Origin of the sequence: Veillonella parvula, from assembly GCF_040097785.1 — a bacterium.
Taxonomy (GTDB): Bacteria; Bacillota; Negativicutes; order Veillonellales; family Veillonellaceae; genus Veillonella; species Veillonella parvula_D.
The window spans coordinates 401,471-414,548 of the sequence record NZ_JBBNNS010000001.1; the positions used below are offsets into that span (position 1 = coordinate 401,471).

Below are 13,078 nucleotides of genomic sequence, written 5' to 3' on the forward strand. Positions count from 1 at the left end.
AAACCGACCTCACTAAAAGCACTGTGGTAAATAATGAATAGAACTTTGAAAGTCTTCGTGTAAATACACCTCTATTACATCAAAGGATATTTCCTTCCAACGGCGCTTTTTTTGATTTAGATCATATAGAAACAACATGGCAGCTCGTTTAATATGCTTTTGTTTTTTCTTGGTAACTGCCTCACGTGCTAGTCCATGTTGCATACCTCGGCGAGCTTTAATTTCAATAAAATGATAGACTAAATCACGTTTAGCAATGATGTCAATTTCTCCTAACCGCGTTCGATAATTTGTATCTACTACTGTAAGTCCTATTTTTTCAATATAGTTAGTGGCTACTCGTTCTCCCCATTTGCCCAGTTCTTTTGAATCGAGTTCATTAAATGCTTTACCAGTACTAATCGTTTTCATATATACCTCCTAATAAGGTGTATCTGCAACAATAACTCATAGAATTTTAATATCTACACTATATTAATCTTTCAACAGGTAATACTTACTTGTAGAGTAAGATACGTAAGATGTAAAAGTAAATACAAAAGAGGTTCCTAATAGTCACATAGGTGACTATTAGGAACCTCTTTACAGTTATGAACTATATGCAATTTATAATGTGATAATACGAATAAAACTAATACGACTATAGGACTTAACTTGATAGTCTAATTATAAAATAAATTTATTATCCATAATAAATACTTAGAAATTACTCAGGTTTAACCCAACGAACGATAGATTTAATAGGTTCAAAGCTCTTTCGATGTAGTGGTGTTACCCCTTGTTGCTCGATAGCTTCTTTATGTAATTCCGTATAGTAACCTTTATGAATACCAAAGCCATAGCCAGGGAACTCATCATCAAGACTCTTCATATATCGATCTCGCGTAACCTTTGCAATGATGGATGCAGCAGCAATATTAGCGCTTTTGCTATCACCTTTAATGATGGATTCAACGGGAATCCTCAAATCAGGCAATTTCATAGCATCGGCTACTACTGCTTCAGCTGGTACGCTGAGCGTACGAATAGCCTCATACATCGCTTGTCGCGTTGCTTCATAAATATTGAGTTCATCAATCTTTTCTGGGCCGTAGGAAATACAGCTAACAGCAACGGCTTCGTCCATGATGATATCATAGAGCGCTTCACGCTTTTCTTCGGTTAGTTTTTTAGAGTCATTAAGGCCTGGAATTAATGTCATAGGTGGCAAGATAACAGCAGCTACCGTGACAGGCCCCGCAATAGGACCACGCCCCACTTCATCAACACCAGCCACATGATAGATACCTTGATCATAGAACATGCCTTCATAGTCATACATACCCATAAGACGTTGCTGTTCTTTTAACTCTTTTTCTTGACGCTTAATATAAGAAGCAGCCAATTTCTGTACAGAACTACGAGTATCCTCTTGAGCAAAAGACAAAATCTCTAAGGCTTGTTCAGTTTCAAAGAGAGCTTTAATATCTGCTACTTTTAACTTAGAAAATACATCCTTATCCATTATGACTCTCCTCACCATCTGCAGGGTAGTACGGTTCTTCATCAACTTGATCGAGAGTAATTGTACCTAACTTAGTATTGCGGTAGTCTTGCAAGATAATACGGCGAGCCTTGTCAAAATCTACAATGCCACCGCTTACAAGACAACCTCGACGACGTCCGATGCTTTCAAGAATCGTATCAACATCGGTCATCTCTTCTTCTTTTAATTTATAACGCTCTACCAAAATATTTGGCGTGTTCGTCAATAAGTAATTTAATAGCTGTTTTATAACATGCTCTAAATCATAAACATCATCGGAAATGGCACCTGTCATAGCAAGGCGAGCCGCGGCACATTGGTCCTCTAATTTTGGCCATAATACACCTGGTGTATCAAGCAATTCAAGATTTTTACCGATTTTAACCCACTGTTGACCACGTGTATGACCTGCCTTATTAGCTGTACGCGTTGCAGCAGAACCAGCTAAAGAGTTAATCAATGTAGATTTACCAACGTTAGGAATCCCTAAGATGATAGTACGTACAGAACGGCTACGAATACCTTTTGCAACCCAACGGTCGATGATAGGTTTACTCAAACGCTCTACAGTGGATATTAACTTCTTATTACCCTTGCCAGACTTAGAATCGATAGCCAATACGATGATGCCTTGTTTTGTAAAGAACTCAGTCCATTCCTTTGTAGCTTTAGGATCTGCTAAATCTACTTTATTTAACAGTACGATATGAGGTTTCTGACCAACGAGTTCTGTGATGACTGGGTTCGCACTAGAACGAGGAATACGCGCATCTAGTAACTCAATAACTACGTCTACCTTTTTGATATACTCCGTAATCATACGTGTGGCTTTCGCCATATGACCAGGGAACCAATGTACGATAGGTGAATCTGCCATAGTATTTCCTTTCTACATACTCATATACATCTCTTAGAGATACTTAAACTCTTAGAAATACTTAGTATATTTTATATTTATATTTATATGTATGTTTTATATTTTTATCTATCTTTTATAGCTCTATATTTCTCTATTATAATAATTTAATTCAGATAATAATGAAATAGAACTATTCATATCTAATTTTAGCAAAAATAAAAGGCTGCCAACGGCAGCCTTTTATGAACATTAGCGTTTTTCGCGAATACGAGCAGCTTTACCAGTAAGGTTACGTAAGTAGTACAATTTAGCACGACGAACAACACCACGGCGCATAACTTCGATTTTAGCTAAGCGTGGGCTGTGAAGTGGGAATGTACGTTCTACACCTACACCGGATGCAATACGACGAACTGTAAAAGTTTCACGTACGCCACCGTTTTGACGTTTAATTACCAAACCTTCGAACACTTGGATACGTTCACGAGTACCTTCCACTACTTTTACGTGTACACGAACTGTGTCACCAGCGCGGAATGTAGGGATGTCTGTACGAAGTTGTTCTTGTTCAAGTACGTTAATAATGTTCATTGTTTCCTCCTGTTTGCAGACATTCAATACCTACACCTTATAGGCAGCGGACTGTCTCAAATTAACAGCAATATAGTATCATAAATCACGTACTGTTAGCAAGTATTTTCTATATTATTTTAAAATCCAAATATTTACGTATTATTTACGTATAATTGGTCGTTTTAACTTATCTAATAAGCGGTATAAATTCTCCTGTTCTTCATCTGATAAATCAGAAAACATTACATTAAGAAATTCGTTATATGTATGTAGAAGAGTTTTGCCTAACCGTTTCCCCTCATCTGTTAAAGTAACCACAGATATACGTTTGTCCATATAATCAATATGTTTTGTAACATATCCCAATTCAATGAGAATATCTGTCTGCTCCGACACAGTAGCGGGACGCATATTTAGAGCATCTACTAACTGCTTCTGTGATGCTCCTTGAGAACGCATATATAATTCAATAATAATTCTATCACGAGACTTTTCTTTGCCGCTTGGCACCTTACATAAGGCTTTATATAATTCATCATGATTCATAATCATCTATCTCCTCATACAACTTTGTATATTATAAAGTATTCGCTATAGTCTCTAAAAATCCTGCATAAAATTTGCATATTCTTCGTAAAAGCAAAAAAGAGGTACACATGGTACCTCTTCTCTTGTATATCATTGTAAAAATTTAAACTTTTACTATAACATATTATTTTAATGCACTAATATCACCGATAATAGCCATTACACTGTACGCTAAGCGAACAAGTTGTAAACGGTTTGCTTTAATAGCTTCATCTTTGTCCATAACCATTACATCTTCAAAGAATTTGTTGATAGCTGGAACTAAAGTAGCCGGAACTGCCACGACTGCATCGTAATCGCCAGCTTCCCAAGCAGCACTACTTGCTTCAGATGCTTTAGAAGCAGCTTCGAACAATTCTTTTTCAGCATCTTCTTTCAACAAATCGCTATTAACACCAGTATATTCCACATCTTTTACAAGATTGTACATACGAGTATAAGCTTGAACAAGTTCAACGTCTTCATCGATGCGGTTAACTAACAATGCATTTACAAGACCTTCTGCATCAGCAACGGACAATTCGTTGTTGGACAACAACAAGTCGATTACATGATGAGGAACCTCGCGATCAAGGAAAATATTTTTCAAACGAAGTGTGAAGAACTCTTCTACTTGGTCAAGCAATTCGTCTTGTTTTTCAGCTGGTACATTAAGTAACTCCATAGATGCTTTGAAGATTGGACGTAAGCTGATATTCCATTCGCTACCAAGCAAGATGTTCAAGATACCAATTGTTTGACGACGCAATGCATATGGATCTTGAGAGCCTGTAGGAATTAGGCCACGGCTGAAAGTAGCTACGATATTATCTACTTTATCGATAATGGACAATACTTTACCTGCTTCCGTTTGAGGCAATACATCACCTGCAAAACGAGGTAAATATTGTTCAAAAATAGCTTCTGCTACTTCAGGAGATTCACCATCAAGTAAAGCATACTCTTTCCCCATTACACCTTGTAATTCAGTAAACTCTGTAACCATACCTGTAGTAAGGTCAGTCTTAGCAAGCTCTGTAGCGCGTTCCAATACAACAACTGTATCTTCGTGCAAGCCACATTCTTCACCAAACACACGGCCCAATTTAAGTAAACGTTCAGTTTTATCTGCTAAGTTACCAAGACCTTCTTGGAATACAATTTTAGTCAAACCATCTTGACGGTCGATAAGAGGTTTCTTGCGGTCTTCGTTAAAGAAAAATTTAGCATCATCAAGACGTGCACGCAATACGCGTTCATTACCAGCTTGAACTACTTCAATAGAATGATCGGAGCCGTTACGAACTGTTAAGAACATTGGCAACAATTTGCCGTCTTGGTCAACCAATGGGAAGTAACGTTGATGGTCTTTCATTGGTGTAATAATAGCTGCATCTGGAAGTGCCAAGTAGGACTCTTCAAAGCCGCCACACAATGCTGTAGGCCATTCAACAAGATAGTTGATTTCTTCTAACAAATCATCATCCCAAACGATAGATGCATTTTTGGAAGCTGCTATATCATGTAATTGTTTGGAAATCAATTCACGACGTGCGTCTTGATCAACCATAACATAGTTTTCTTTTAATGTGTCTACATAGGATGATGCATTTTTGATAGTAATTTCATCAGCCCCTAAGAATCGATGACCACGTGTTACATTACCGGATTTTACAGTAGCAAATTCTACAGGAATTACGTCTTCATCAAGTAAAGCTACAAGCCAACGTACAGGACGTACGAACTTAGCATCTAATTTACCCCAATGCATGGATTTAGGGAAGTTAAGACCTGTAATCAGTTGTGGCAACATGTCTGTGACGATATCTTTTGCCGGAACCCCTGCAGTTTTAGTTTCAGCGTAAATATAGCCGTTTTCTACAACGAGATCCGTTACATCAAGACCTTTACCACGAGCAAAGCCGATAGCTGCTTTTGTTGGATTACCGTCAGCATCATATGCGATAGATGCAGAAGGACCTTTATGACGTTCACTGATTTCAGCAGATGCATCAGCAAGGCCTTTCACGATAAGAGCTAAACGACGTGGTGTACCGTATGTTGCGATGCTTTCAAAAGGAAGATGGGCATCATTTAATTTTGTTTCAGCCAATTGTTTCAATTGACCTAAGATATTTGGCATAAAGCCGGCAGGAATTTCTTCTGCACCGATTTCAAATAATAAATCCTTTGCCATCTTATTTATCTCCTTTCAAAAGTGGGAAACCTAATTCTTCGCGTTTAGCAAGGTATTGTTGTGCACAAATACGAGCTAATGCACGTACGCGGCCGATGAAAGCAGTACGTTCGCTGATGGAAATAGCACCACGGGAATCAAGCAAGTTGAATGTGTGGGAACATTTCAATACATAGTCGTAAGCTGGTAATACATAACCGGCTGCACAAACGCGTTTTGCTTCTGCTTCGTACATATCAAACAATTTGAAAAGCATATCTGTATCTGCTAATTCAAAGTTATATACGGATTGTTCAACTTCGTTAGCATGCCAAACGTCACCATATGTAACGTTGTCATTCCATTTAAGGTCATATACGTTTTCTACGCCTTGAATGTACATAGCCAAACGTTCTAAACCGTATGTAATTTCTACGGACACTGGTTTACAGTCGATGGAACCAACTTGTTGGAAATATGTAAACTGAGTTACCTCCATACCGTCGAGCCATACTTCCCAGCCAAGGCCCCAAGCGCCCAATGTTGGAGATTCCCAGTTATCCTCTACAAAGCGGATATCGTGATCTTCAGCATGAATACCAAGTGTTGCCAAGGATTGTAAGTACAATTCTTGGATGTTATCTGGAGATGGTTTCACGATAACTTGGAATTGATGATGTTGGAACAAACGGTTAGGGTTATCACCATAACGACCGTCTGCTGGACGACGAGAAGGCTCTACATAACATACAGCCCATGGTTCAGGACCAATAGCATGCAAGAATGTTGCAGGGTTCATTGTACCTGCACCCTTTTCGATGTCATATGGATTTTGAACGATACAACCTTGATCGCTCCAGAATTTTTGTAGATTTAAAATAATCTCTTGAAATGTCATTGCTGCCTCCACTTTACACAACCGACATAAAATCAACCATTTCGTTACAAACAAAAAAGTCCCTGTAACGAAAAACGTTACAGGGACGAGTATACCCGCGGTTCCACCCTATTTGGCTTGCGCCCTCTTTTTTCTATGTTGGCCTTTACTAACAGATACCTGCGTTCCTGCCAATGCTCTACAGCGCCTTCAACCAAATGTGAGCTTACACCATCCTCACTCGCTAGAGAGGTTTACTACTCTGCTTCATCGCATATATTATAGATAATATTGTAGCAATACAGAGGGATGAATGTCAACACAAGTAAATATATCAACTATATAAGAATGAAATCAAAGATTATTAATAAAACTAATGATTAACATTCTATTACTCGATTTCTTTATAATGTATCAACGAATCAATATCTCTTTCTAAATCTTTTTTCTTCACTAAGCTAAAATCTAAACAATCGATAGCTATATCCATAAATGCAAAGTTAATAGTAAACTCATAGCCTACTGCTGTAGCATAACCTTTATCAACATGTCTATTTTTTATAACACCTCTTGATCGAACGTCTTTAGTCTCTATAGAAATATCTTGAATAAAAAGACTAGATTTACCAGTTTTAAATCTAGGTAAAAAAAGTGTGTTCATTAAATCATTATCTATATTAATTTGAGTACAATACTTAAATTCTAGATAAAATGTCTCTGCCACTAAAATAGCTCTATTACCTAAATCAGTAACTAAAAAGTCCAACATTTGTTCATCAGCATACTGCAATGAAATTAATTCAGATTCTATAATTTGTATTTTATCCATAAATATCCTCAAAAACTTTAACTATTATCTATCAAAATATAAGAAAATATTTTTAATCAAATAAAATATAAAAAATATCAACTTAAAATGATCATTATTGTGAGATTAATATTACAAGTTATTTAATCGCTCAAGTATAGAGATCTCTTTTCTATAAAAATACCTAAAATCAGGAGACTTACCAATCCAAAAATTACTAACTCTATAACGAAGACTATAATTATTTTCAGAGGTAATATTTCTACTATTTAATCTCCAGATTAGAACTCAATATATTATTACACTAAATATATATCCCATAAATATACTCCATAAATATAAATATTAAAGCAAATACTAATACAGCTAAGACAAATAATGCTAAGAAAGTACGAGTCAGAATCCATCCTCTTTTTTCATACTCCGTTAGTGTTCCAGCTTTATTTTTACGCCATAAGATATAAGTACCTACCATACCTATTCCAAGCATAAATAGTGCATTAAAGTCCTCAATGAATTTAGGCAAACCAAAATACGATTCTATTAAAATACTGATTAAGAAATAGTTGCCAATTAGTGTTAAAACTGTAACCTTCCGAGTACCCCAAGATTTAATCATATAATAATTAAAACCTAAAAATAAAAATATATTTACTATTTGTTTTTCCACACGTTTCCCCCTGAGGAAATAGTCTAGCCATAAAAAATGTATTCTAATAACATAATTTAGTTAATGCAATACAATCCATAAAATAAACATAACTACAATTATATATATATAATTTTCAATTACATAGAGAATAAGATAGCCATTAAAAATAACAATATTGTAAAAAAAGAAAATAGGTAATAAGTCCTTTTATTGTCACTATTTTTATAAATTAGTGAAAACAGGTATGTACTAAATGATAGCAATAAAAATTCAATTAGGTATTTAAATTCTTTATTTATAGTATCCAAGAACTTTAAATCCGTAAACAATACAAATAAAAATATGCCAAAACTAATCAATCTATATTTTTCATTTATGTCTTCATTAGATCTTCGGATATATTGAATTACACTATAGGCAAATGCTAAAAATAAGGATATAGTAGCAAAATAATATATAAAGTTCATTGATTTAATTACTCCTCATTTTTTCTTCTTCATCCTCCAGAATATTTTCACATGGCTTATTTAGTAAATATACTATCCTCTTTATAAAAGAATCTAATACGATATAACAAATATATAAGCCCTAAAATTGTTACTATCTCGAACATAATTTATTCTCCAAATTAATTTAAGAGCATACTTACCTTAAATTAGTATGATCTAGTAACCCAAGTATCACGATCATATCGTGGTTTTGAGTCCTTCTTAGTTATCTCAGATATAATCTTTCTTTCATCTTCTGAAAATTGATCAATACTGTCCAAAATTATAAGTTCATCCCCATATGCTTTTTGCAAATACTCTAAATTACTATCTGCTGGAGATTCAAATGTTTTACTAAAGCCTTTATGATTTGGAATAATTCGTACTGTTCCATAGGGTAATACGTTAACAACAACTATACCGAAATCACCATTAGAATATATATAGGGAAAATCTGTAGCAAAACCAGTCATATTTTTATTGAGCCCTGTTTGTTTGCCATAATCTACAAGAGAGTTTATAAATATTTGATATTCGTATATTCTAATTCCAATAAAAAGTAGAATAATTACTAGTAACGATAAAACTACTGTACAAGTTATCTTTATAAGCTTTCTAATGGGCATAAAAACTCTTTAACTCCTCAGATATAAATACGAAAGGTATAACATTAATGTTATTATTATAGGATTGCTTTAATCCTAATTAATCTAATTTACTAATTTTGCTCTAAAGCTAATAAATCTACATTATTATATACTAATGTTACTAAATTATAATTTTTATCTATTGAGAATAGTCCTTTAAGGCCGCCTGCATCAATAAAGGAGTAAGTATTATCATCCATTTTATAGAATTTACTTTCTAAAGGTACAAAATATTTATCTAATGCTAGACCAACTTTCTCTGCCTCTTCTTCAGAACACTGTAAAGCATGCTGTATCCGTTTAAAGAATAGTTTGTGTACATTTTCTATTCTGTCTTCTATTGTTTTATTAACTTTCTTATAAGTCTTATATCTATAAATCAGATATAAGATGGCTAGTAGTAAAGCAATATTCTCTTTCATAACCGCCTCTAACATATACTAAATATACTTATATAATATATGAGAATATAAACTTAAATGAACTATTATAGTTATATAAATAAATTGTAAACCACCTATCAAAGATAATCAATTCATCTTCAATAGGTGGTTTATTTTATTCACCCTTAGCAATGCGATCTAATAGTTCAATATAAGTTTCTTTGTTTAAGGCTGGTGTAAAGTTGTCTAATACATCTTTAGCGCCTGCTGCGTCATTGTATAGTAAGTCTACGATAGTCATAGCCAAGGCTTGTGCTGTTTTAATGTACGCTACATCAGGTACAGAGATTTCATATTCTGCACTGTGTAGTACACCACTGATACAGCCAACCCAAGGATGGATAACCGGCATCAAGTGAGATACGTCCCCCATGTCAGTACTAGCCGTAATATGCGGACCTTGGTATACATTGGATTCACCAAAAATAGGATTGGAATTTTTACGTAATAGAGCATTCATACGTTCATCATTACGCATCGGTAAATAACCTGGTAGGTCCTTGATAACACATGTGGCCCCTACTGCATCACCACCTGCCTTTAGGGCACGATTTACACGATGATTGCCATCTACAATAGCTTCAATATTAGAGGCGCGCACGTAACTTTCAACTTGAACATAATCAGGCACACAGTTTACCAATGTACCGCCTTGATTAATGATTGGGTGGAATCTGAAATAATCGCTTTCTTTGAAAGTTTCACGAATAGAGTTAACCCCCATTACACCCATCAAAGCAGCATTAAGAGCATTGATGCCTTCATGGGGTGCTTGAGCGGCATGAGCTACCTTACCGTGATATTCAATCAGTTTAGATACGAAACCATTGGAGGTACTACCAAGCCCCATTTCACCAGCTGGAGTTTTGGCAGTCTCTACATGCATTTGCATGGCCATATCGATATCGTCAAAAGCACCTTCATAGATAAGCTGTTGCTTGCCACCCATATATTTCAGTTTTCCTTGTTCACGCAATTTATTGCGGTAATCAATTTCAATCATTTCCTCTGCAGGAACAGCAAATAATACGACATCACCAGCTAGCTCATCCATCACCCCTTGTAAACCCATAGCTACGGCAAACATATTGGTAATTTGTACATTATGACCACAGCAATGGGCGGCGCCTGTTAAATCATCGGCACGAGGATGGCGAGGACAGAGAATGGCATCTAATTCCCCCACCATGGCAACCGTATATTTACTATCTCGGCCTTTCATTCTACCTTTTACACCTGTCAATGCATGGCCAGTAGTATAAGAAATGCCAAGTTCATCAAACATAGCTTGAACCTTTTTAGAGGTTTTTACCTCTTTAAAACCCAATTCTGGTTCAGCCATAATAGATTCAGCCAATTCTCGTAAACGCGGTTGTGCATCAACAATAGCTTTACAAACACGTTGTTTTACTTCTTCCTTTGTCATACGGCTCATAATATCTCCTTTATAAAATCGACCGTATAAAATACGGTCGATCATGGAATCCTAATGTATAGATATCTTCTGAAATATAAATATATAATTATATCTTAACATAATTTAGACATCTAACATTATGATTTAGTATTAGATTAAACCTTCTAAATGAAGTACTACTTGTGCTAATGCTGTTGCACAGATGAAAGTACCTGCTGTTACAGCTAGTGCCACAGGAATAATACGCCAAGATAATCGACGGAATGCACCAAGGTCTTTCCCTAATGATAAACCTGCATAAGCAAGTACAGGTGTTGTGGTAGCAAGGAACGTAACTTGGCTAGTTTTAGCAATAATCCATTCTTGGCCAGGCATACCTGGTAAGGATGCAATAACACCAACTAAAGATACCCAGAATACCATAGGTAATTTATTAGCATATGGCAAGTTAGAGATCAATGCACCAATTGTAGCAAGAACTGCCAAGATAGCTACGCCAACTAAACTATCGCTAAATAGATGTTTACCATCCATTACATTACCTACTGCAGTGATGATAGCAGCGATACAAATAACGATGACAAATTGTGTTAATTTTTCGCTTTTACTCATGACTTGCTACCTCCTCTGCTAAATCTTGTTCACGGGTACGACCTGTAAAGAAGTTGTATGTTTTTTCCATAACTGGTAAAGAAACAAATAGACCAAAGTATACACCTAGAACGGTAGTCAACAAATTTGCAGCCCCTGCAAGAGCCATAATTTGTTGTTCATAATCTGGATATACCGCAATGATTGGAGCTGTAGCTGCCGCCATCATACTAGCACTACCTACGCCAGCGCCCATAGCTAATGCCAATGGATGGAACCAACCAGATTGTGCCAACATCCCCGCCAATACAGAGGACCACATAGCACCGATAAGAACGCCACAGATGTACATGCCCATAACACCACGGCCCTCAGGAGAGCTAAAGCCAAATTTGTCGATAATAATCGCTACGTTCGGCTCACGGTCTACAGAGTAACATGCACCTACTGCTTCGCGACGCATACCTACCAATAAAGCTACAGGTAAACCGAATACAATAGTACCAAAGAAATGACCTAATTCTTGTAATAACAATGCCCAGCCAGCACTTGTAAGAATACCAAGATTTGGACCAATACCAAGTCCTACTTTTACCATCAAGATCATAACGGCAATACCGATATAATCGGCAGATTTTTCCATCTGTTTAATCGTAAGAATTTTAAACTTAGGAATAGAAATTAATAAACCTAGAATCAATGTGTACAATAATGGCAATAATACAACAGGACCTAGTTTTTTTATGCCTATAAATTCAGCGACTACAGTTAGTACGAGCGCTAGAAAATGTATTTTGAGATTTCCCAAAAGCTGCATAATGACCTCCTATAAAAACATATAATATAACATTATTATATTATAAATAATTATTATTTATAGTGTCAATTACAGATGTACATTTGTCTATTTGAATTATTCTTTTCCAATAATATAAAGACCCTGTTCAGCATCAACTACCTCAATGATAATATTTTCTATCATTGATGGTTTTACTTTATGAAATCTTTGTTCTTCTTCATCATAATAAATGGCCCATTCAGATATAGATGCCGGAATACTGTCACTATCATAATCCTTCCCTCTCCAAATAGCATCATCTCTAAAATAACTTAGTCCATCTTTTACTAATTCTGTATCTAAACAAAATTCACCAGCTAAGCTAACATGATTATCTAATAGAAGATCTCTAACAATGATGGCTTCATATTCCCAACTTAGAAAACATAAATAATCAAAGTATCTAAGTGCTATCTTGTAATCCCAACGATTGTTTAAGACCATCGTTTGATATAATTTATTTACTAACTCATAATCAGAAAATATATAATAATAGTCGTTAGTTAAAAGAAAATTATATATCTGTTGAATTTCTTGTAGTTCTAACGTTTTATCTTCATTTATTTTGTCTATAGGCAACGAAGAAAATATTGTATCCATATAGTACCTCATAATAT

Annotated in this window: 15 protein-coding genes; all 15 read right to left on the reverse strand. The window is 35.4% G+C overall.

Annotated features, from left to right (window positions below; translation table 11 throughout):
- Positions 1–12 precede the first annotated feature (12 nt).
- Entirely contained in the window at positions 13–411 is a 399-nt protein-coding gene (locus tag AAA071_RS01890) for a YraN family protein (RefSeq protein WP_004695915.1), read from the reverse strand.
- A gap of 295 nt (positions 412–706) precedes the next feature.
- Entirely contained in the window at positions 707–1,504 is a 798-nt protein-coding gene (gene rnhB / locus AAA071_RS01895) for a ribonuclease HII (protein WP_039964961.1), read from the reverse strand.
- Positions 1,497–2,402, reverse strand: a complete 906-nt coding sequence (gene ylqF, locus AAA071_RS01900; RefSeq protein WP_008601014.1) for a ribosome biogenesis GTPase YlqF — start codon at positions 2,400–2,402, stop codon at positions 1,497–1,499. The genes rnhB and ylqF overlap by 8 nt, the downstream gene beginning before the upstream one ends.
- A gap of 231 nt (positions 2,403–2,633) precedes the next feature.
- Complete coding sequence (gene rplS, locus AAA071_RS01905) at positions 2,634–2,975, reverse strand: 50S ribosomal protein L19 (protein WP_004695921.1); 342 nt, start codon at positions 2,973–2,975, stop codon at positions 2,634–2,636.
- A gap of 141 nt (positions 2,976–3,116) precedes the next feature.
- Positions 3,117–3,503, reverse strand: a complete 387-nt coding sequence (locus AAA071_RS01910; protein ID WP_021148181.1) for a MarR family winged helix-turn-helix transcriptional regulator — start codon at positions 3,501–3,503, stop codon at positions 3,117–3,119.
- 166 nt (positions 3,504–3,669) lie between these two features.
- Positions 3,670–5,721 carry a glycine--tRNA ligase subunit beta gene (gene glyS, locus AAA071_RS01915; RefSeq protein ID WP_039964962.1) on the reverse strand — a complete coding sequence of 684 codons (2,052 nt, stop codon included), beginning with the start codon at positions 5,719–5,721 and terminating at the stop codon, positions 3,670–3,672.
- Position 5,722: 1 nt separating this feature from the next.
- Entirely contained in the window at positions 5,723–6,598 is an 876-nt protein-coding gene (glyQ, locus tag AAA071_RS01920) for a glycine--tRNA ligase subunit alpha (RefSeq protein WP_039964963.1), read from the reverse strand.
- 370 nt (positions 6,599–6,968) lie between these two features.
- Positions 6,969–7,406, reverse strand: coding sequence for a hypothetical protein (locus AAA071_RS01925; protein WP_004697174.1), 438 nt, complete (start codon positions 7,404–7,406; stop codon positions 6,969–6,971).
- Between the two features lie 283 nt (positions 7,407–7,689).
- Complete coding sequence (locus AAA071_RS01930; RefSeq protein WP_038150263.1) at positions 7,690–8,055, reverse strand: hypothetical protein; 366 nt, start codon at positions 8,053–8,055, stop codon at positions 7,690–7,692.
- Between the two features lie 637 nt (positions 8,056–8,692).
- On the reverse strand, positions 8,693–9,151 hold the full coding sequence (locus tag AAA071_RS01935) for a hypothetical protein (protein WP_008601021.1): 459 nt from the start codon (positions 9,149–9,151) through the stop codon (positions 8,693–8,695).
- A 92-nt stretch (positions 9,152–9,243) separates the two neighbouring features.
- Positions 9,244–9,594 (reverse strand): hypothetical protein, encoded by a 351-nt coding sequence (locus AAA071_RS01940; RefSeq protein WP_227065298.1) that lies wholly within the window; start codon positions 9,592–9,594, stop codon positions 9,244–9,246.
- Between the two features lie 136 nt (positions 9,595–9,730).
- Positions 9,731–11,050: an amidohydrolase gene (locus tag AAA071_RS01945; RefSeq protein WP_080563430.1), complete on the reverse strand. Its 1,320-nt coding sequence runs from the start codon at positions 11,048–11,050 to the stop codon at positions 9,731–9,733.
- Between the two features lie 132 nt (positions 11,051–11,182).
- Positions 11,183–11,644 carry a hypothetical protein gene (locus AAA071_RS01950; protein WP_004697493.1) on the reverse strand — a complete coding sequence of 154 codons (462 nt, stop codon included), beginning with the start codon at positions 11,642–11,644 and terminating at the stop codon, positions 11,183–11,185.
- Positions 11,637–12,440: a DUF3100 domain-containing protein gene (locus AAA071_RS01955; RefSeq protein WP_004697334.1), complete on the reverse strand. Its 804-nt coding sequence runs from the start codon at positions 12,438–12,440 to the stop codon at positions 11,637–11,639. The genes AAA071_RS01950 and AAA071_RS01955 overlap by 8 nt, the downstream gene beginning before the upstream one ends.
- Before the next feature lie 96 nt (positions 12,441–12,536).
- Positions 12,537–13,061, reverse strand: a complete 525-nt coding sequence (locus AAA071_RS01960) for a hypothetical protein (protein WP_101928308.1) — start codon at positions 13,059–13,061, stop codon at positions 12,537–12,539.
- Between the last annotated feature and the right edge of the window lie 17 nt (positions 13,062–13,078).